The following is a 19,709-nucleotide window of genomic DNA, read 5'->3' on the forward strand; positions in this document are numbered from 1 at the left end:
ACATCTACCCCAGCAAAAACCTGTTAAGCCCGCTGATTCAGCCAGGCATGCAATTCTGAAAAACGATCAATGGCCAGTGCCGGCTCGAACAACTTCAACGCCTCGATCGATTGCGCGCCGTAGCTGACCGCCACCGAATCCATGCCGGCGTTGCGCGCCATCTGCAAGTCGAAGGACGAATCGCCCACCATAAGCGCCTGCTCGGGGCGGACCTCGCAATGCGCGAGAATCTGCTCAAGCATCAGCGGATGCGGTTTGCTGGCGGTTTCGTCGGCGGCGCGGGTGATATCGAAATAATCTTCCCAACCGTGGGATTTCAACACCCGATCCAGCCCGCGACGGGCCTTGCCGGTCGCTACAGCCAGATGATAACCCTCGGCACGAAACGCCTCCATCGACTCGACGACACCTTCGAACAACGGCGAAGGCACCGCCTCGGCGGCGATGTAGTGATCGGCATAGTGCTGACGGAACGCTACAAGCTCGGTATCGCCAATCTCGGGATACAAGGTGCGAATCGCCTCAGGCAAACCCAGGCCGATGATGCCCTTGACGGCAAAATCATCGCGCAACGGAAATCCGGAGCGCTCGGAGGCAACATGCATCGCCTCCACAATCCGACCAATGGAGTCGGCCAACGTGCCATCCCAATCGAAAACCAGCAGCTTGTAATCAGATTGGCGCACTCAGTCGCTCCACGGTCTTGGACCACATCTCATCCACCGGCGCCTGCAATTTCAGCTCGCTACCATCCGGCAGCGGCACGGTCAGCATGTAGGCGTGCAGGAACAGGCGCTTGCCGCCCAGATCACGGATTTCCTTGCTGAAACCTTCGTCGCCATACTTGGTATCGCCGGCAATGCAATGCCCGGCGTGCAGGGTATGGACGCGAATCTGGTGAGTGCGGCCGGTGATCGGCTTGGCTTCGATCAAGGTGGCAAAGTCGCCGAAGCGGCGCAGGACCTTGAACACGGTCACCGACTCTTTCCCCTCCTCCTCGTCGACTTCGACCATGCGCTCACCGGAGCGCAGATTGCTCTTGCCCAGCGACGCACGGACCTGCTTGATCGAGGCCGCCCAGTTACCGCGGACCAGCGCCATGTAGCGCTTGTCGACGCCATCACCGCGCAATGCCGTGTGCAAATGGCGCAACATGCTGCGCTTCTTGGCGATCATCAGCAGACCGGAGGTATCACGGTCGAGACGGTGAACCAGTTCGAGCTCCTTGCAATCGGGACGCAACTGACGAAAGGCTTCGATCACCCCATAGGTCAGGCCGCTGCCGCCATGGACCGCGATGCCGCAAGGCTTGTTGATCACGATCAGCGCTTTGTCTTCGAAGACAATAGAGGCTTCGAGGCGTTGCAGCAGGCCCAGGGCCAGCGGCACCGGCTCGTCGCGCTCAGGCACGCGAACCGGCGGCACGCGCACGATATCGCCCGCCTGCAGCTTGTATTCGGGCTTGATCCGACCTTTGTTCACACGCACTTCGCCTTTGCGCAAAATGCGGTAAATCAAGGTCTTGGGCACGCCTTTGAGCCGAGCGAGAAGGAAGTTATCAATACGTTGGCCGGCATATTCCGGCGAGACCTCCAGCAGTTGTACGGCTGGGGTCGAAGGGGTTGTAGTCGTCATGGCGCGGATGATAACAATTTTTTATGGAATTGAAGCACTTAATCATTGCTGCTATAGTCGCGAACGCCGCCAAAAGCGGCCTGGACAGCGGACCAACGGTCAAAAACCGGCCCTGACCAACGCAATTCACCAGGACGCGAGGCCGTCCTACGGGGCTTTCGCTACGTAACGGTGGAGTTTGCAGCTGTAACGAGCGCAGGTGACATGAGGCCTGAATCAAGCCGCAAAGCAGAGTTTTAACTCGCCTTGCGAGCCAATATTCACGGCCAGTTCACAAAGTGCAGTCAGCCACGAACGACCCTGAGCGAACGCTTCGGAAACAACGCCTAAATTAGCCATGATGCGTGACCTCCCCCTTCGGAGCTCACGGTAAATGCCAACCCGCTGCGGATTCTGCGCGCGGCAGCACCCGAATTATCAGGGATACGTGTAGGGTGGAGATGCACAACCGCTGGACTGTGTAGCAATAGGCTTTATCAAGACGCTTCATCTCGTCCACAGCCGCTGGTTGATTCCTCCTCCTGACTGAGTGCTTAAGTAGCCACAGCAAGCAGGACGCGTACGTCGCGACACCGGCCCAATTGGTCGGGGTTCGCTAGACACTGGAGTGGCCAACCACTCCTGACGCACCTGACACCGACCGTGAGAAGTCGTGTGTGCCGAACGCCGTTTCCGGCAGCCCGGAAACCGACGGTACTACATGAAAAGAATGCTGATTAACGCAACTCAACCCGAAGAGTTGCGTGTTGCACTGGTAGATGGCCAACGCCTCTACGACCTGGACATCGAATCCGGTGCACGCGAGCAGAAGAAGGCCAACATCTATAAAGGCCGGATTACTCGCATCGAACCAAGCCTTGAGGCTGCCTTTGTCGATTTCGGCTCCGAGCGCCACGGCTTCCTGCCCCTCAAAGAAATCTCCCGCGAATACTTCAAGAAAGCCCCCGAAGGCCGCGTCAATATCAAGGACGTCCTGAGCGAAGGCCAGGAAGTCATCGTTCAGGTCGAAAAAGAAGAACGTGGCAACAAGGGCGCCGCCCTGACCACCTTCATCAGCCTGGCCGGTCGTTACCTCGTTCTGATGCCGAACAACCCGCGTGCCGGCGGTATCTCCCGTCGCATCGAAGGTGAAGAGCGCAACGAACTGCGTGAAGCCCTGAACGGTCTGGTTGCCCCGGCCGACATGGGTCTGATCGTGCGCACTGCCGGCCTTGGCCGCAGCAGCGAAGAAATGCAGTGGGACCTCGATTACCTGCTGCAACTCTGGACCGCCATCAAAGAAGCTTCGCTGGATCGTTCCGCGCCATTCCTGATCTACCAGGAAAGCAACGTGATCATCCGCGCCATCCGCGATTACCTGCGCCAGGACATCGGCGAAGTGCTGATCGACAGCGTTGAAGCCCAGGACGAAGCCCTGACCTTCATCCGCCAAGTGATGCCGCAGTACGCCAGCAAGATCAAGCTGTACGAAGACAGCGTTCCGCTGTTCAACCGTTTCCAGATCGAAAGCCAGATCGAGACCGCTTTCCAGCGCGTCGTTGAACTGCCTTCCGGCGGCTCCATCGTTATCGATCCGACCGAAGCCCTGGTGTCCATCGACATCAACTCGGCGCGCGCCACCAAAGGCAGCGACATCGAAGAAACCGCCCTGCAGACCAACCTTGAAGCCGCCGAAGAAATCGCCCGTCAGTTGCGCTTGCGCGACATCGGCGGCCTGATCGTCATCGACTTCATCGACATGACCCCTGCCAAGAACCAGCGCGCCGTGGAAGAGAAAGTCCGCGAATGCCTGGAAGCCGACCGCGCTCGCGTGCAAGTCGGTCGCATCTCGCGCTTCGGCCTGCTGGAAATGTCGCGTCAGCGCCTGCGTCCATCCCTGGGCGAAAGCAGCGGCATCGTTTGCCCGCGTTGCAACGGCACCGGCATCATCCGTGATGTTGAATCGCTGTCGCTGGCGATCCTGCGCCTGATCGAAGAAGAAGCCCTGAAAGACCGCACCGCCGAAGTCCGCGCACAAGTGCCGATCCCGGTGGCCGCGTTCCTGCTCAACGAAAAACGCAACTCGATCACCAAGATCGAACTGCGCACCCGTGCCCGCATCGTCATTCTGCCGAACGATCACCTCGAAACGCCGCACTTCGAAGTTCAGCGTCTGCGCGATGACAGCCCGGAAGCCGCCGTCGGCCAGTCCAGCTACGAAATCGCTGCTGCCGCTGCCGAAGTCGAAGAAGTCCAGCCAGCCGCTGCGACCCGCACCCTGGTTCGCCAGGAAGCCGCGGTCAAGACTGCTCCGGCCCGTGCCAACGCTCCGGTTCCGACCGAAGTCGTCGCTGCCGCGCCAGTGGCCGCACCGGTTGCCGCGCCTGAGCCAAGCCTGTTCAAAGGCCTGGTGAAGTCGCTGGTCAGCCTGTTCGCGACCAAGGAAGAGCCCGCTGCTCCGGTTGTGGTTGAAAAACCAGCGACCACCGAGCGTCCGCCGCGTAACGAAGAGCGTCGCAACGGTCGTCAGCAGAGCCGCAACCGTAATGGTCGCCGCGATGAAGAACGCAAGCCTCGTGAAGAACGTGCACCCCGTGAGGAACGTGCACCGCGTGAAGAGCGCGCACCTCGTGAGCCACGCGAAGCCCGCGAAGAAACCCCGGCCGTAGCCCGCGAAGAACGTGCTCCACGTGAAGAGCGCGCACCTCGCGCCCCACGTGAAGAACGTGCACCGCGCGCTCCACGCGAAGACCGCAAGCCACGTGGCGATCGTGAAGAGCGTCCGGTTCGTGAACTGCGCGAGCCTCTGGATGCCGCTCCTGCCGCTGCCGCCGCGACGGCTGTCGCTGAAGAGCGTCCGGCTCGCCAGCCACGTGAAGAACGTGCTCCACGCCCACCGCGTGAAGAACGTCAGCCACGTGCAGAACAAGCCGCTGCTGCAGTCTCTGAAGAAGAGCTGACCTCCAACGAAGAGCAGCTGCCGGAAGACGGTCAGGAAGGCGCTGAAGGTGATCGTCCACGCCGCCGCTCCCGTGGCCAGCGTCGTCGCAGCAACCGTCGCGAGCGTCAACGCGACGCCAACGGCAACGTGATCGAAGGTTCGGAAGAATCCGAAGGTAACGAAGCTGGCGAAAGCAACGAAGCGCCAAGCACTGCTGATCTGGCCGCCGGCCTGGCTGTTACCGCAGCCGTTGCCAGCACCGTGATCAGCGCGCCGGCTGAAGCACAAGCTCACGAGCAAGCTGAACGCGCCACGGCGTCTGTTCAGGAAACCGCTCCGGTTGAAGCGCCAGTGGTTGAAGCAACGACTCCGGTCGAAGCAACCGCAGCTCCGGAAATCGAAGTAGCTCCGGTTCGCGAAGCGTTTGTTCGTGAAGAAGCCCAAACCGTGGTTGAAGCGGCTGTCGTCGCCGAGCCAGTGGTTGCTGCCGAGCCTGCTGCCGAAACCGTCACTGAAACCGTGACCGAAGCTGTCCGCGAAGTTCGTGAAGAACAAACCGCGTTCAACTGGGTTGCCGAGCCGGTTGCTGTTGTAGCGCCTGCACCGGTGGCTGAAGCTGAAGTGGCTGAAGCGAAGGTTTCCGAGCCAGTGGTTGTGGCTGCCGAACCTGCTCCAGTCGTTGAAGCACCGGCTCCGGTTGTTGCCGAAGTGGCTGAACCAGCCGTTGAAGCAGCCCCGTCCAGCGCCCTGACGCCAAGCGGCCGTGCGCCGAACGACCCACGTGAAGTGCGTCGTCGCAAGCGTGAAGCCGAACGCCTGCAGAAGGAAGCCGAACTGGCTGCCGCTGCTGCACCGGTTGAAGCGCCTGCTGTCGAACCGGCTCCGGTTGTTGCTGAAGTGGTCGAAGCGGCACCTGTTGCCGAGTCGGTCATCGAAGAAGCACCGAGCTCCGTTCAGGAAGCCGTAGAGCAACACGAACAAGCCCAGGAAAAAGAGCACGAGCCTAAACCCCTCGTCTAACTCCTAGGCCATAAAAAGCCCCGCTTGGTCACCCAGGCGGGGCTTTTTTATGCCTCTCTGAACATCACCGCAAATCCCCTGTGGGAGCGGGCTTGCTCGCGAATGCGGTCTCTCATTCAACATTTTTGTTGGCTCATCCACCGCATTCGCGAGCAAGCCCGCTCCTACAGGGGATTTATGCAGGTCTGAAGGTCAGTGATTCAGGCACATCGACGTCCCATAACACTCCGGGATCATCCACCACCACTTCAACCACCCTACCCTGCGCAAACAGCGGCTTGGCCCCGCGATCACCCGACAACCCCATCAACCCCGGTCCAAAACTGCGACCAAACCCCACCGGATGCCCAAACTCTCCTCCCAGCACCGGCACGCTGATCGCATCATCGGCCACACCCGCCAGCACGCTCTCAACCGTCGATGGCAGGATAAACGGCATATCCCCCAGCACAATCAACCAGCCATCCAGCTGCGGACACGCCGCCACACCCGCCGCAATGCTGTCGCCCATGCCCGTCGAGTCGATCAACGCAATCTCGCAGCCATACGCTTGTGCCATGCGAATCACCTGCGGGCGATCTTCAGTCGTCACCAGCACACGCTTACCCAGAGAAGCCGGCAAACTCACCAACACCTGCTCGATCACCGAACGAACCGCGCTGTCGCGCCCCGTGCAGTCGGCCAACAACTTGTCTTTCTCAGCCCCGGCGACCTGACGAAAACGACTGCCCTGCCCGGCCGCAAGCACAATGACGCCGATGGATTCACTCATATAGCCTCCTGCAACGGCTTCTTTTGCTTCAGTTCGACGCCGTTCTTGATCGCCACAATTTCGGCCATCAGTGACAAGGCGATTTCCGCCGGACTGTGGCTGCCAATGTGCAAACCGACCGGGCCATGCAGACGCTTGATAGCGTCTGGCGACAAGCCCAGTTCGGCGAGGTTTTCCCGGCGCTTGAGGCTGTTGACCCGCGAACCCAGCGCACCGACATAAAAGGCCTTGGAGTCCAGGGCCGTGAGCAGCGCCATGTCATCCAGGCGAGGATCGTGAGTCAGGGCGACGATGGCCGTGCGTTCGTCAGTCTGAATGTTCAGCACCGCCTCATCCGGCATGCCCGAGACAAAACGACCGTGCTGCTCTTCCCAGCCGTAGACAAACTCGGTGCGCGGATCGCAGATCAATACTTCGAAATCCAGCAACCGCGCCATCTCGGCGACGTAACGGGACAATTGCCCCGCGCCGATCAGCAACAGGCGCCAACGCGGGCCATAAATCGCGCGCAACGTGGTGCCGTCAAAACTCAACACATCGGATTTGCTCGCTGACTGCACGACGACTTCACCGGTCGCAATATCCAGCGAACGAGCGACGATTTCATGAGCCTCACAGCGCGCCAGCAATTCGGCCACCCAATGCGGATCGCCGACCCGCTCCTCGGTCAGGCGCAGCGTACCGCCGCAGGGCAAACCGAACCGCGCGGCCTCTTCGCGAGTGACGCCGTAGGTGATCAACTGCACCGGCGGCCCGTCCGCCGGGATACGCCCGTCGTGCAACCGGGCAATCAGGTCATCCTCGACACAACCGCCCGACACCGAACCGATCACCACGCCATCTTCACGCAAGGCCAGCATGGCGCCAGGTGCCCGGGGCGCGGTGCCCCAGGTCTGGACCACGCTGTACAGCACCACCCGCTGACCGGCGCGGCGCCATTCGAGCACGCTGCGCAGGACATTCAGATCGACGCTGTCCATCAGGCTTGCGCCTTCTGCCAACCTTGCAGCTGAAAGCGAACAGGCAGGTTACGGATGCGCTTGCCGGTGGCGGCGAAGATCGCGTTGCACAGCGCCGGTGCGATCGGTGGCACGCCGGGCTCACCGACACCGCCCAAAGGCACAACACCTGGCGGGGTGACCAGATGCACCGCGACTTCCTTGGGCGCCAGTGACATGCGCGCCACTTCGTACATGTGGAAGTTGTCCTGCTGGACCTTGCCGTCCTTGAAGCTGATTTCCCCCAGCACCGCATTGCCCAGGCCCATGACGCAGGCGCCCTCGAACTGCGAGCGGATGCGCTCGGGGTTGATCTGCGGCCCGCAATCCACGGCGATGTCAGCCTTGTGCACAATCAACGTGCCATCATCTTTGACTTCGACCTCGATCACCGCCGCCACATAGGTGACGAAGCTGTAATGCACCGCCAGCCCCAGGCCTCGGCCCTTGGGCAATTCACGTCCCCAACCCGCGGCTTTCGCGGCAGTTTCCAGCACCGTGCGCAAGCGGCCGGTATCGATCGGATAGCGCTCGGGAGATTCGCCGTAGTTCCACTCTTCACTCAACGTGCGCGGGTCAATCTGACGGTCCGGGCCGAGCAACTTGACCTGGTACTTGAGCGGATCCTGACCGGCCTTGTGCGCCAGTTCATCGACGAAGCTCTGAATCGCAAAGCCATGAGGGATGTTGGAAACCGAGCGATACCAGCCGACGCGGGTATGCACCGTCGCCTCCGGGTTTTCCAGGCGCACGTTGGGAATCGCGTAGGCCATGTTGGTGAACCCCATGCCCAGCTCAAACGCCGCCTCGTGGTTCATGCCCGGTGCAAACAGCGCAGTGATGCTTGGCGCCACGGTGCGGTGCAGCCAGCCGGAGGGCAAGCCGTCCTTGTTCAAGCTGGCCTTGAGGTACTCGGCCGACACCGTGTGGAAGTAGGAACAGTGGATGTCATCTTCGCGAGTCCATTGCACCCGTACGGCCTTGCCGGGGAACTCTTTGGCGAGGATTGCCGCTTCAATGATGAAGTCAGGCTTGGATTTGCGACCAAAACCGCCACCGAGCAAGGTCACGTTAAACGTGACGTTATCGAACGGGACGCCGAGGCGCTCGCCGATCCGCGTGCGGGTGACCTGCGGCGCCTGACTCGGCCCCCAGGCTTCGCAGACGCCGTCCTTGAAGCGGGCAATGGCGACCATCGGCTCCATCGGTGCCTGCGCCAGGTGCGGCAGGTAATAGGACGCTTCGAGGGTGCTGTCGGCGCTCTTCATCGCTTCGTCGATGCTGCCGGTATTGCGCACCACTTTGCCGGGTTTGAGGGACGCGGCCTCCAGCTCCTTGCGATAGGCAATCGAGTCGTAACTGGCGTTCGGGCCGTCATCCCACTCGATCTTCAGCGCTTCACGCCCCTTGATTGCCGCCCAGGTGTTGCTGGCCACCACAGCCACACCGCCCAACGGCTGAAATTCGGACGGCAGCGGGCTGCCTTCGATCTGCACGACCTTGATCACGCCGGGGACTTTCAGCGCAGCGCTGGAGTCGACGGATTTGACCTTGCCGCCGTACACCGCCGGGCGCGCAATGGTGGCGTAGAGCATGCCGTCGAAATGCACGTCGGCCCCGTAAATCGCACGGCCGTTGACGATGTCGGCACCGTCGATGGCTTTGGTGCCTTCCTTGCCGATGTAGCGAAACTGCGACGGATCCTTGAGCCGTACGCTGTCACGCGCGGGCACTGCCAGCGCACCGGCCGCTACGGCCAATGCGCCGTAGCCCAATTCACGACCGGACGGCTTATGGATAACTTTGTGCAGTTGCGCATGGCACTCGGCGACCGGCACTTTCCATTGCTCGGCAGCGGCCTGTTCGAGCATGGTGCGCGCGGCGGCACCGCAGCGGCGCATCGGCTCGTACCAGTGACGCATGCTGCGCGAACCGTCGGTGTCCTGGTTGCCGAAACGCACTTCGTCGCCCGGCGCCTGTTGCACTTTCACCATGGCCCAATCGGCGTCCAGTTCATCGGCCACCACCATCGTCAGGCTGGTGCGTACACCCTGGCCCATTTCCGAACGGTTGCAGACCACGGTCACCGTGCCATCGGCGGCGATGCTGACGTAGACCTTGGGATCATCAATTGCGCCGTGGGGCATGCCGTCGGCGCCGAACTTCTTCGAAACCTCTTCAGCGAAAACGTCCTGCCAGCCCCAACTGGCCGCCAGCACCAAGGCACTGGTCGCGCCAACCCCTTTGAGGAAACCGCGGCGGCTGAAGTTGCTGAGGTTGCTCAGGGCAAAATCATTCGGTAACTGGCTCATGCCTTGGCCTCCTTCAAGTGAGTGGAAGCCTGGCGGATGGCCGTCTTGATGCGGTTGTAGGTCCCGCAGCGGCAGATGTTACCGACCATCGCCTCTTCGATCTGCGCATCCGTAGGGTTGGGGTTGGTCTTGAGCAGCGCCGTCGCCGACATGATCTGCCCGCCCTGGCAAAAACCGCACTGGGCCACGGCGGTGTCGAGCCAGGCTTGCTGGACCACTTGCCCGACCGGATCGGCGTGCAGGTTATCGATGGTGGTGACGTTCTGCCCGACCACCGAACCAATCGGCGTGATGCAACTGCGCGCCGGTGATCCGTCGATGTGAATCGTGCAGGCACCACACAGGCCCATGCCGCAGCCGAATTTGGTGCCGTTGTAACCGGCGACGTCGCGGATAGCCCAGAGCAGCGGCATGTCCTCGGTGACGTCGAGTGGATGGTCTTGACCGTTGAGCTTCAGGGTAATCATGGGCACGCCCGCATAGATCTTGGGTTATGGGGTCGAGCAATCTGCCGTGGGATCTTGATTCGTGATACGCAGATCGACTCAGGCTAAAGAGGCTCTCTTGTGCGACGGGAAGGTCTGCACCGGGCCTTTGATGGAGCAAATGCTTGCATCGTTAGGTGGCTAAGTTAACCCAGCATTAACAAAAAAGCCCTGCACAGTGGAAGTGTGCAGGGCTTTGAGATCAGTCCTGAAAGCTTAGCTTCAATACTGATTGGGCTCCATTTCCAGATCGACATGGAATCGTTCTGAAATGTCTTTCTGGATTCGCTGCGCCAGGTTGAGCAATTGCAGGCCCGTGGCACCGCCGTAATTGACCAGCACCAGCGCCTGTAACTTATGCACGCCCGCATCTGCGTCACGGAAACCCTTCCACCCTGCCCGCTCGATCAACCAGCCTGCCGCCAGTTTCATTTGCCCGTCAGGTTGCGCATACGCCACCAGATCCGGGTATTCGCCCTTGAGCCGGGCGACCAGCGCCGCCGGCACCAACGGGTTTTTGAAGAAGCTGCCGGCATTGCCCAGCACCGCCGGGTCCGGCAGCTTTTCGTTGCGGATGCTGCAAATTGCCTGGCTGACATCCGTGGCCGTCGGTTGCTCGATGCCTTGCTCGGTCAGGCGCTGGCGCACCGGGCCGTATTCCAGGTGCAAGTGCGCGGCGCGGTCGAGGGTGAAACGAACGCGCAGGATCAACCAGCGACCCGGTTCCTGCTTGAACAGGCTGTCGCGGTAAGCAAAGTTGCACTCAGCCAAGGCGAAATCCCGCAGCTCGCCGGTCTGGCGATCCAGCGCGGTCAGGCCGGAGAACACGTCCTTGATCTCGACCCCGTACGCACCGATGTTCTGCATCGGTGCCGCACCGACCGTGCCGGGGATCAGACTGAGGTTTTCCAGGCCCGACAAACCCTGCGCCAGGGTGTGTTGCACGAACGGATGCCACGGCTCGCCGGCCTCGGCTTCGATCACGACTTTGCTGCCGTCATCACTGAGGATACGAATCCCGCGCGTGGCCATGCGCAGCACCAACGACTGGATATCGGCGGTCAGCAGCAGATTGCTGCCGCCGCCAATCACCAACAACGGCACGTCATGCTCTGCGGCGTAGGCCAAGGCCTCACGCACGTCGGCATCGCTATGCGCCTCGGCGAACAGGCGAGCCTGGACGTCGACACCAAAGCTGTTGAACGGCTTGAGCGAAACCTGTGATTGAACCTGCAAACTCATAGCCGTCCCTTCAATTCGATCACCAGCAAGTCACTGGCGCGCTCGATCAGGTCCAGCACCTGTTCGAAGCCCTGGTCACCGTCGTAGTACGGGTCCGGCACTTCATCGAGTTCCGACTGGTAGCGACGCAGGAACAGGTCCAGCTCGGCCTTGCCCTTGGCCGGTTGCAAGGCCTTGAGGTGGCGCAGGTTGCTGTTGTCCATGGCCAGGATCAGGTCATAAGTGGCGAAATCGGCGCGACTGACTTGCTGGGCGCGCTGGGCGGACAGGTCGTAGCCGCGCAGTTTGGCCGCGGCCTGGCTGCGTTTGTCCGGCGCCTTGCCGACATGCCAGTCACCAGTGCCGGCGGAGGCGACTTCAATCTGATCGGCCAGCCCCGCTTCGCGCAATTTATGCCGCAGCACGCCTTCGGCCGTTGGCGAACGGCAGATGTTGCCCAGGCACACGAACAGAACGCGCATCAGGCCTCCAGCAGGCGACGAACGCGCTCAAGGTCTTCAACGGTGTCGACCCCGGTAGGCGGTGCGATCAGCGCGTCGGCGACGTGAATCCGCACGCCGTGCCACAAGGCACGCAGTTGTTCCAGGGATTCGGTGTTTTCCAGCCAGCACGGGCCCCAGCTGACGAAGTCATGCAGGAAACCGGCGCGGTAGGCATAAATGCCGATGTGGCGACGGTACGGCACGCCTTCCGGCAAGTGCTCGCGGCTTTTGGCGAACGCATCGCGGGCCCACGGCAAGGTCGAGCGACTGAAAGTCAGCGCCAGACCATTAAGGTCGCTGACGACCTTGACCACGTTGGGGTTGAACAGGGTTTCCACGTCTTCGATCGGCTCGGCCAGGGTGGCCATGCGCGCCTCGGTGTGGGCCGCGAGGTTAGCCGCGACCTGATCGATCACGCTCGGCGGGATCAGCGGTTCGTCACCCTGGACGTTGACCACAATGGCGTCGGGCGCCAGGCCCAGTTTCGCGGCGACTTCGGCCAGACGGTCGGTGCCGGAATTGTGGTCCTCGCGGGTCAGCACCACTTCAGCGCCAAAGCCGTTGCACGCCTCGACGATGCGCGCATCGTCAGTGGCAACCACCACGCGCTGGGCGCTGCTTTTGCTCGCCTGTTCCCAGACGTGCTGGATCATCGGCTTGCCGGCGATCAGCAGCAGCGGTTTGCCCGGCAAGCGGGTCGAGGCATAACGCGATGGAATGACAACGGTAAAGGCTGTGGTCATTTATCCAGACGCTCGTCGGTGGTCAGGGTGCGGGCTTCGGTTTCGAGCATCACCGGGATGCCATCGCGAATCGGGTACGCGAGGCCGGCGCCCTTGCTGATCAGCTCGGTCTTGTCGGCGCTGAGCTTGAGTGGGCCTTTGCAGACCGGGCAAGCGAGGATGTCGAGCAATTTGGTGTCCATGAGCATTCCCTGGATAAAAACGGAGTTAAGGCAAAAGACGAGCCGGCAACAGGCGCATCAGCTGCGTATCGAACCAGGCCACGAAGGCCGGCGATGGCACAGCATCGACCGCCAGGTACCACCAATCGGCGGCGGCGAAGGCACGGCACTTCACCGCGTCCTTTTCAGTCATCACCAACGGCAATGACGGGGTGAAATTCAAGGCCTGCACGCTGTATTCGGCGTGGTCGGCAAACGCGTGCGGGACAGGTTTGCAGTGTAGCGTTTCGAGGGTGGTGAAGAAACGCTGCGGATTGCCGATTCCGGCCACGGCATGCACCGCCTGACCTGCGGGGAAGTGGTCGAGGGGACGTCGTTCACCGCGAAGTAAATTGATCAGGGCGGTCGGTTGCAGCTGGAAGGCAAACCCGCCGTCGCGATCCTCCGCGGCGCCGTTGTAGAGCACCGCATCGACGCTTTGCAGGCGTTCGACCGGCTCGCGCAGCGGTCCGGCCGGCAGGCAACGCCGGTTGCCCAGGCCTCGGGCGGCGTCGATCAGTACCAGTTCGAGGTCGCGGGCCAGGCGGTAATGCTGCATGCCGTCATCGGAGAGGATCAGGTCCAGCGGCTCGCTCGCCAGCAACGCTTTAACCGCGCTGCTGCGGTCCGGGTCGATCATCAACGGCACGCCGGTACGCTGGACGATCAACAACGGTTCATCGCCCGCAACATCCGCGCTTTGGTCAGCTTCGACCCGCCACGGCAACTGCGGCGGCTTGGCGCCGTAACCACGACTGACCACACCGACGCGCAACCCGCTGCGCTGGCAATGCTCGATCATCCACAGGATCAGCGGCGTCTTGCCCGTGCCGCCGACGGTGATATTGCCGACCACGATCAGCGGCACGGGCGGTTGATAGATCTCGCCCTCACCCGCCAGGAATCGCTTGCGCTTGTTCATGACCACCCGCCGATACAGCCACTCCAGTGGCTGCAACAGCTTCAGGGCCGGATGACCTTCGTACCACGCGGCGAGCAAGCGATCAGACATGGCCATCAATGCGCGGGCGCCGCCGCCTCGACAGTGGTCATGCGCAAGTGGCTGAAACCGAGCTTGCCGGCGGCGTCCATGGCGGTAATGACAGACTGATGTTGAGTCTTGCCGTCAGCGCTGATCGACAGCGGCAGCTTGGTATCGCCGTTGGATTCTTTTTGCAGCGCGTCCATCACGGTCGCCAGGTCGCTCTTGGGCAGCACTCGATTGTTCACCGAGAACACGCCTTCGGCGTTGATCGCAATGTCCAGTTGCTTGACCGGTTGATCGTCAGCCGACGCGCCGCTGACCGCTTCCGGCAGTTCGACGCGCAACTGGGTTTCTCGGGTAAAGGTGGTGGTCACAACGAAAAACAGCAGCAGGACAAACACCACGTCGATCAGCGACACGAGATTGATGTCCACGTTCTCCCGTTGCTTGCGGCGGAATTTCACGCTTTTTTGCCCTCGGACAGGTCCACGTCACGGTCACCCTGTACGACCTCGACCAGTTTGATCGCTTCCTGCTCCATCCCCACCACCAGCTCATCGATGCGCCGTTGCAGGAACCGGTGGAAGAACACCGCCGGGATACCGACGATCAGGCCCGAAGCCGTGGTGATCAACGCTTTGGAAATACCGCCGGCCAGCACGGCGGCGTTGGTGGTCATGCCCGTGCCCATGAACGAGCTGAAGATATCGATCATGCCCAGCACCGTGCCGAGCAACCCGAGCAACGGGGCCATGGCGGCGATGGTGCCCAGGGCGTTGATGTAGCGCTCCAGTTCATGGACGACCCGGGCGGCGGCCTCTTCGATGCACTCTTTCATGATCTCGCGACCATGCTTGGAGTTGGCCAGGCCTGCCGCGAGGATCTCGCCCAACGGCGAGTTGGCGCGCAGTTCCTTGAGTTTTTCTTTATTGAGCTGTTTGTCCTTGATCCAGACCCAGACCTGGCCGAGCAAGTGCTCGGGCGTCACGCGGCTGGCACGCAGGGTCCACAGACGCTCGGCGACGATTGCCATGGCCGCGATGGAACTCAGAATGATCGGCAGCATCATCCAGCCGCCGGATTTGACCAATTCCCACACAGTGAAGTCCCCTCGAAAAAGTGCGACACTCTAACATAGGGGGTCGGCGCACCGAAGAGCGTGATGTCGCATCCGGTCGGGCTTTGATAACTCTCGGCTATTTATTGACGGGCGGTGGATCGCGCCAGAAACGCCGGTCCAGACGCATCGTCCACGGCGGCTGGAAACGCCCCAGCTGCAGATGAATGGCACCGTGCTCAGCACTGTCGTAAATCGCCATGCCGCGCTTTTGATAACGCGCCACGACCGTGGGGTGAGGATGCCCAAAGGAATTGCCCTGCCCCCGGGAAATCAATACGGCCTTGGGTTGCAACGAGCTCAACAGGGCCATTGACGAGGAACTGCGGCTGCCGTGATGCGGTGACTGCAACCAATCGGTGGCCACTGCCAGCGGACTCTCCAGCAAGGCCCGTTCCGCAGCGGTGTCGATATCACCCGTCAGCAACAGTCGCTCGCCGCTCGCTTCTATTTGCAGGACGCAGGATTTCTGATTGCTGTCATGGGCCGACGTCCATTGCCACAACTGGAAGTTCACACCGTCCCAGGTCCATTGCCGGCCGCTGTCACAGCCTTGGGCCTGCAGTTCGGCCGGTAAACCCTCGGGATCGCCACTGAGTACCTGTTTGACCGGCAGGCCATTGCTCACGGCTCGCGCACCGCCGGCGTGATCGGCATCGGCGTGACTGATCAACATCAGGTCCAGGCTCTTGACCCCGAGTTTGCGCAACGACGGCAGCACCACCCGCGCCCCCATGTCCATATCACCGAAACGCGGCCCGGCGTCATACAACAGCATGTGATGGCGGGTCCGCACCAGGATGGCCAAGCCTTGGCCGACGTCCAGTTGCCAGACATCGGCCCTGCCTTCCGGCAACAGCGGCCGAGACGCAAACACCAGCAACAACAGCAGCGGCCAGCCCAATGGGCGCAATGGCACACCTCGCGGCAACAGCAACAGGAAAGCGCCCAGCGTGCCTAGCGCCCAACTCCACCACGGAACCGCCACCGGCACCCACGCGGGCAATTGCCCGGCCATCATGGTCAGCGCCTTGAACATCCAGTCGATCAAGCCGCCCGCCAGCCACAGCAACCCTTCGCCCACATAAGGGACGGGCAACAACAATGTCCCGAGCAAGGCTGGCGGCAACACCACCAGGCTGATCCAGGGCACTGCCAGCAGATTGACCAGCGGCCCGCTGAGGCTGATCGGCAAGCCGAGCACCAGCAACAAAGGACACAGGCCGATCGCGATCAGCCATTGAGCCCGGGTCCAGGTTTGCCACCACCGCCAGGGGCCCAGTCGCCCGCCAAAGGTGAAGATCAGCACCGCAACGGCGGCGAAGGACAACCAGAACCCCGGTTGCAGGCTGGCCAACGGATCCAGCAGCAAAACACCATTGAGCGCCAGCAGCAGCGGCCACCAGGTGCCGAGGTGACGAAAGCGCAGCCGCCACAGCAGCACCAAGCCGATCATCACGCAGGCGCGCTGCACCGGAACGTCGAAGCCGGCCAACAACCCGTAAGCCAGCGCCGCCGAGAACGCCAGCCCGCATGCCCATGGCAGCCACGGTAAACGGCCTGGCCACAGGCCAAAACGCGCCAACCCGGCGATCAGCAGGTAGACCAGCCCCGCCAACATGCCGATGTGCTGCCCGGAAATCACCAGCAGATGCACGGTGCCGGTGTCTTGCAGCACCTGCCATTCCTCACGGCTCAGCCCGGCGCCATCGCCCAGTACCAGCGCGGTCAACGCAGCGGTTCGGCCTTGGGCGTCGACCGCGAGTAAACGCTGACGGATGCCGTCGCGCCAGGCCCATCGGGCTTCGACGAGTCGCTCACCGTCCTTGACCGTGCCGGTTGCGCCGATACGTTGAGCCAGCAGCCAGGCGTCGTAATCGAAGGCATGCGGATTGAGCAGCCCGGCGGGACGCTTCAACTTGACCGCCAGTCGCCAGCGTTCGCCGCTGCTGACGGGCGACCCGCCATACCAGGCCAGGCGCAAACGCTTGGGCAGCTTCGTCCGCCTTGATTGACTGTCCGTCAGTTCGAATCGCACCACGCCGTCGGCATTTTGCGGCAACCCCGTCACCCGCCCTTCAACCCAACGGGTTTCGCCATCAAGTTTTTGTGGCAGCCGATCATCAAGCGCCCACTGCGCATTCGCGCACGCCCAACTGAAGCCGAACAGGAAAAACGCCAACGGATACGTCCGAAACGGCAACAGCATCAAAGCCGACAGTGGCAGCAACAGCCATAACCAGACCGGCGGTAAAACCGGCAAAAAACGCAGGGCCAACAAGCCCAGCGCCAGCGCCAACATCCCAGTGCGCATACACTCATCCTTGAGAGTCTCCACCTAGGCATAGTCGGCCAACCGCACCGGCGCCGATATCAATTGTCACAAAGTCTGAATGGGCGGTTCGTAGAATCCAGACATACTTGCCGCCTTAACCGACCGAGAAGCCTTATGCCCCGGCGCTTATTCAAACGCTACATGCCAGACCCGACCAGCATCAGGGAACACAAATCCTTACGCTTTCTCGGCACCCTGCTGCATGACCCCAACCTCTGGCACCTCAACCGTCACTCTGTGGCGCGGGCGATGGCGGTCGGCCTGTTCGCGGCGTTTTTGCCGATCCCGTTGCAAATGCTCCTGGCCGCGGTGCTGGCGATCATGGTGCGGGGCAACATGCCGATTGCGGTGAGCCTGGTCTGGCTGACCAACCCGATTACCATGCCGGCGGTGTTTTTCTGCACGTACCAGACCGGGGCGTGGCTATTGGATGTGCCCACTCGTCAGTTGCCCGACTCACTGTCCTGGGAATGGGTCCGCGGCGAATTGTCGACGTTATGGCAACCGTTTTTGCTGGGTTCGGTGGTGACGGGGCTGGTGTTGGGGGCGCTCGCTTACTTCCTGACCATGATGTACTGGCGGTGGTGGGTGGCGCGGCAGTGGAAGCGGCGCAAGAAAAACCGGATGTAGGAATGCAAAACGGCCTCCAGTGTGGAGGCCGTTTTTTATGTGGTGTTTGTGCTCGCGAAGAGAGCGACTCGGTATCCCTTAGGTACGCATCCCGCGCCCACTGACCAGCAACCGTGCACAACCGACATACAACACAATCGTCGCCACCAGCATAAAGGTGATGGCAATGCTGATCTTGATGTCCGAAACCCCAAGGATGCCGTAACGGAAGGCGTTGACCATGTGCAGCACCGGGTTCGCCAGCGATACGGTCTGCCAGAACGGAGGCAACAGGGAGATCGAGTAGAACACCCCGCCCAGGTACGTCAGCGGTGTCAGCACGAAGGTCGGGATGATCGAGATGTCATCGAAGTTGCGTGCAAACACGGCGTTGATGAAGCCCAGCAGCGAGAAGATCGTCGCCGTCAGCACCACCACCAGAATGGTCACGCCGAGGTGATGTACCTGCAAATCGGTGAAGAACAGCGACAGTATCGTCACGATGATCCCGACCATCAGCCCGCGCAGCACGCCGCCCAGGGTGTAGCCGACCAGAATCGTATGCGGCGACACCGGTGACACCATCAGTTCTTCGATAGAACGCTGGAACTTGCTGCCGAAGAAACTCGACACCACGTTGCCGTAGGAGTTGGTGATCACCGACATCATGATCAGCCCTGGCACGATGTATTCCATGTAAGTGAAGCCACCCATGCCACCAATCTGCTTGCCGATCAGATTGCCGAAAATCACGAAATACAAAACCATGGTGATGGCCGGCGGCAGCAACGTCTGCGGCCAGATCCGGGTAAAGCGCCGGACCTCACGGTAAACGATGGTATTGAGGGCAACGAGGTTGGGCTGCAGCTCGGAACTCATACCGCCACCTTCGACAGATTTTTCTCCACCAGGGACACGAACAACTCCTCGAGGCGATTGGTTTTGTTACGCAGGCTCAGCACTTCGATGTTTTGCTGCGCCAGTTGTGTAAACAGCGCGGTAATGCCCATGGCCTTGTCGACCTGGACTTCCAGTGTGTGACCATCGAGCAGACGGGTCGGGTAGCCGAGCAACTGAGGCGCACTGGTCAAGGTGTTTTTAATGTCGAGCAGGAAGGTTTCCACATGCAGTTGGCTGAGCAACTGTTTCATGCTGGTGTTCTCGACAATGGTGCCGTGGTCGATGATGCCGATGTTGCGGCACAACTGCTCAGCCTCTTCCAGATAATGCGTGGTGAGGATGATGGTGATGCCTTTCTGGTTCAGCTCGGTGAGGAAGGTCCACATCGAGCGACGCAACTCGATGTCCACACCCGCCGTTGGTTCGTCGAGGATCAGCAGGCGCGGTTCGTGGACCAGCGCACGGGCGATCATCAATCGACGTTTCATGCCGCCAGACAGTGAACGCGACGGCACATCGCGTTTGTCCCACAGCCCCAGTTGGGTCAGGTATTGCTCAGCGCGTTCCTTGGCGATTTTCGGCGGGATGCCGTAATAACCGGCCTGGGTCACGACGATGTCGAAGGTCTTTTCGAACTGGTTGAAGTTGAATTCCTGGGGCACCACGCCGATGGAGCGCTTGAGCTGTGCAGGATTCTTGTCCAGGTCGTGACCGAAGATATTCACCGTTCCGCTGGTCTTGTTCACCAGGGTCGAGAGAATGCCGATGGTCGTGGATTTGCCGGCGCCGTTAGGGCCGAGCAAGGCGAAGAAGTCACCTTCGGCAACGTCCAGATCGATACCACTCAGGGCCTGGAAACCGTTGCCGTAGGTTTTGGTTAGCTGCCGGATGGACAGAGCGGAACTCATATCGGATTACGCACCAAGAAGGAAAAAAGGGATAAAAGACGGCCGG

General features: G+C 61.3%; 18 protein-coding genes. 2 read left to right on the forward strand and 16 right to left on the reverse strand.

Features of this window, described 5'->3' with window-relative positions:
* Positions 1 to 23: 23 nt before the first annotated feature.
* Both BK660_RS07385 and rluC read right to left on the reverse strand, forming a co-directional pair.
* A complete protein-coding gene (locus tag BK660_RS07385) occupies positions 24 to 686 on the reverse strand; it encodes an HAD-IA family hydrolase (protein ID WP_123432761.1) in 663 nt (220 codons plus the stop codon).
* Positions 673 to 1,635 carry a 23S rRNA pseudouridine(955/2504/2580) synthase RluC gene (rluC, locus tag BK660_RS07390; RefSeq protein WP_123432762.1) on the reverse strand — a complete coding sequence of 321 codons (963 nt, stop codon included), beginning with the start codon at positions 1,633 to 1,635 and terminating at the stop codon, positions 673 to 675. Before rluC ends, BK660_RS07385 begins: the two co-directional genes overlap by 14 nt.
* A gap of 700 nt (positions 1,636 to 2,335) precedes the next feature.
* On the opposite strand from rluC, the gene rne reads away from it, so the two are divergent.
* Entirely contained in the window at positions 2,336 to 5,575 is a 3,240-nt protein-coding gene (gene rne, locus BK660_RS07395; protein WP_123432763.1) for a ribonuclease E, read from the forward strand.
* 175 nt (positions 5,576 to 5,750) lie between these two features.
* Here rne and BK660_RS07405 read toward each other — a convergent pair whose 3' ends face one another.
* The 12 genes from BK660_RS07405 to BK660_RS07460 all read right to left on the reverse strand — a co-directional run bounded on the left by BK660_RS07405 (position 5,751) and on the right by BK660_RS07460 (position 17,225).
* On the reverse strand, positions 5,751 to 6,347 hold the full coding sequence (locus tag BK660_RS07405; RefSeq protein WP_123432764.1) for a nucleotidyltransferase family protein: 597 nt from the start codon (positions 6,345 to 6,347) through the stop codon (positions 5,751 to 5,753).
* On the reverse strand, positions 6,344 to 7,327 hold the full coding sequence (locus BK660_RS07410; protein WP_123432765.1) for an XdhC family protein: 984 nt from the start codon (positions 7,325 to 7,327) through the stop codon (positions 6,344 to 6,346). Before BK660_RS07410 ends, BK660_RS07405 begins: the two co-directional genes overlap by 4 nt.
* Positions 7,327 to 9,657, reverse strand: coding sequence for a xanthine dehydrogenase family protein molybdopterin-binding subunit (locus BK660_RS07415; protein ID WP_123432766.1), 2,331 nt, complete (start codon positions 9,655 to 9,657; stop codon positions 7,327 to 7,329). Before BK660_RS07415 ends, BK660_RS07410 begins: the two co-directional genes overlap by 1 nt.
* On the reverse strand, positions 9,654 to 10,124 hold the full coding sequence (locus BK660_RS07420) for a (2Fe-2S)-binding protein (protein WP_027924030.1): 471 nt from the start codon (positions 10,122 to 10,124) through the stop codon (positions 9,654 to 9,656). Before BK660_RS07420 ends, BK660_RS07415 begins: the two co-directional genes overlap by 4 nt.
* A 240-nt stretch (positions 10,125 to 10,364) precedes the next feature.
* Complete coding sequence (gene murB, locus BK660_RS07425) at positions 10,365 to 11,384, reverse strand: UDP-N-acetylmuramate dehydrogenase (protein WP_123432767.1); 1,020 nt, start codon at positions 11,382 to 11,384, stop codon at positions 10,365 to 10,367.
* Entirely contained in the window at positions 11,381 to 11,845 is a 465-nt protein-coding gene (locus BK660_RS07430) for a low molecular weight protein-tyrosine-phosphatase (RefSeq protein ID WP_123432768.1), read from the reverse strand. Before BK660_RS07430 ends, murB begins: the two co-directional genes overlap by 4 nt.
* Positions 11,845 to 12,609 (reverse strand): 3-deoxy-manno-octulosonate cytidylyltransferase, encoded by a 765-nt coding sequence (gene kdsB, locus BK660_RS07435; RefSeq protein ID WP_123432769.1) that lies wholly within the window; start codon positions 12,607 to 12,609, stop codon positions 11,845 to 11,847. The genes BK660_RS07430 and kdsB overlap by 1 nt, the downstream gene beginning before the upstream one ends.
* The gene (locus tag BK660_RS07440) at positions 12,606 to 12,791 is read right to left on the reverse strand and encodes a Trm112 family protein (RefSeq protein ID WP_007945752.1); all 186 of its coding nucleotides are present in this window, start codon (positions 12,789 to 12,791) and stop codon (positions 12,606 to 12,608) included. The genes kdsB and BK660_RS07440 overlap by 4 nt, the downstream gene beginning before the upstream one ends.
* 25 nt (positions 12,792 to 12,816) lie before the next feature.
* Positions 12,817 to 13,827 (reverse strand): tetraacyldisaccharide 4'-kinase, encoded by a 1,011-nt coding sequence (gene lpxK, locus BK660_RS07445; protein WP_123432770.1) that lies wholly within the window; start codon positions 13,825 to 13,827, stop codon positions 12,817 to 12,819.
* Positions 13,827 to 14,258, reverse strand: coding sequence for an ExbD/TolR family protein (locus tag BK660_RS07450; protein WP_123432771.1), 432 nt, complete (start codon positions 14,256 to 14,258; stop codon positions 13,827 to 13,829). The genes lpxK and BK660_RS07450 overlap by 1 nt, the downstream gene beginning before the upstream one ends.
* Entirely contained in the window at positions 14,255 to 14,893 is a 639-nt protein-coding gene (locus BK660_RS07455) for a MotA/TolQ/ExbB proton channel family protein (RefSeq protein WP_123432772.1), read from the reverse strand. The genes BK660_RS07450 and BK660_RS07455 overlap by 4 nt, the downstream gene beginning before the upstream one ends.
* A 97-nt stretch (positions 14,894 to 14,990) precedes the next feature.
* On the reverse strand, positions 14,991 to 17,225 hold the full coding sequence (locus tag BK660_RS07460; protein WP_123432773.1) for a DNA internalization-related competence protein ComEC/Rec2: 2,235 nt from the start codon (positions 17,223 to 17,225) through the stop codon (positions 14,991 to 14,993).
* Between the two features lie 135 nt (positions 17,226 to 17,360).
* Here BK660_RS07460 and BK660_RS07465 point away from each other — a divergent pair, with 135 nt between their 5' ends.
* Positions 17,361 to 17,876 (forward strand): DUF2062 domain-containing protein, encoded by a 516-nt coding sequence (locus BK660_RS07465; protein WP_123432774.1) that lies wholly within the window; start codon positions 17,361 to 17,363, stop codon positions 17,874 to 17,876.
* Positions 17,877 to 17,954: 78 nt separating this feature from the next.
* Here the strand turns inward: BK660_RS07465 and BK660_RS07470 are convergent, their stop codons facing one another.
* Both BK660_RS07470 and BK660_RS07475 read right to left on the reverse strand, forming a co-directional pair.
* Positions 17,955 to 18,734, reverse strand: a complete 780-nt coding sequence (locus BK660_RS07470; RefSeq protein WP_123432775.1) for an ABC transporter permease — start codon at positions 18,732 to 18,734, stop codon at positions 17,955 to 17,957.
* Entirely contained in the window at positions 18,731 to 19,663 is a 933-nt protein-coding gene (locus BK660_RS07475) for an ABC transporter ATP-binding protein (protein ID WP_123432776.1), read from the reverse strand. Before BK660_RS07475 ends, BK660_RS07470 begins: the two co-directional genes overlap by 4 nt.
* Between the last annotated feature and the right edge of the window lie 46 nt (positions 19,664 to 19,709).

Origin of the sequence: Pseudomonas brassicacearum (assembly GCF_003732265.1) — a bacterium.
GTDB classification, from domain to species: Bacteria; Pseudomonadota; Gammaproteobacteria; order Pseudomonadales; family Pseudomonadaceae; genus Aquipseudomonas; species Aquipseudomonas brassicacearum_D.

Excerpts from the sequence above, each read along its gene's own strand:
- BK660_RS07475 (WP_123432776.1), bottom strand. The coding sequence starts at position 19,663 with ATGAGTTCCGCTCTGTCCATCCGGCAGCTAACCAAAACCTACGGCAAC.
- BK660_RS07440 (WP_007945752.1), bottom strand. The coding sequence starts at position 12,791 with ATGGACACCAAATTGCTCGACATCCTCGCTTGCCCGGTCTGCAAAGGC.
- BK660_RS07460 (WP_123432773.1), bottom strand. The coding sequence starts at position 17,225 with ATGCGCACTGGGATGTTGGCGCTGGCGCTGGGCTTGTTGGCCCTGCGT.
- lpxK (WP_123432770.1), bottom strand. The coding sequence starts at position 13,827 with ATGGCCATGTCTGATCGCTTGCTCGCCGCGTGGTACGAAGGTCATCCG.
- kdsB (WP_123432769.1), bottom strand. The coding sequence starts at position 12,609 with ATGACCACAGCCTTTACCGTTGTCATTCCATCGCGTTATGCCTCGACC.
- BK660_RS07470 (WP_123432775.1), bottom strand. The coding sequence starts at position 18,734 with ATGAGTTCCGAGCTGCAGCCCAACCTCGTTGCCCTCAATACCATCGTT.
- BK660_RS07415 (WP_123432766.1), bottom strand. The coding sequence starts at position 9,657 with ATGAGCCAGTTACCGAATGATTTTGCCCTGAGCAACCTCAGCAACTTC.
- BK660_RS07405 (WP_123432764.1), bottom strand. The coding sequence starts at position 6,347 with ATGAGTGAATCCATCGGCGTCATTGTGCTTGCGGCCGGGCAGGGCAGT.
- BK660_RS07420 (WP_027924030.1), bottom strand. The coding sequence starts at position 10,124 with ATGATTACCCTGAAGCTCAACGGTCAAGACCATCCACTCGACGTCACC.
- BK660_RS07465 (WP_123432774.1), top strand. The coding sequence starts at position 17,361 with ATGCCCCGGCGCTTATTCAAACGCTACATGCCAGACCCGACCAGCATC.
- BK660_RS07430 (WP_123432768.1), bottom strand. The coding sequence starts at position 11,845 with ATGCGCGTTCTGTTCGTGTGCCTGGGCAACATCTGCCGTTCGCCAACG.
- BK660_RS07410 (WP_123432765.1), bottom strand. The coding sequence starts at position 7,327 with ATGGACAGCGTCGATCTGAATGTCCTGCGCAGCGTGCTCGAATGGCGC.
- rne (WP_123432763.1), top strand. The coding sequence starts at position 2,336 with ATGAAAAGAATGCTGATTAACGCAACTCAACCCGAAGAGTTGCGTGTT.
- murB (WP_123432767.1), bottom strand. The coding sequence starts at position 11,384 with ATGAGTTTGCAGGTTCAATCACAGGTTTCGCTCAAGCCGTTCAACAGC.
- rluC (WP_123432762.1), bottom strand. The coding sequence starts at position 1,635 with ATGACGACTACAACCCCTTCGACCCCAGCCGTACAACTGCTGGAGGTC.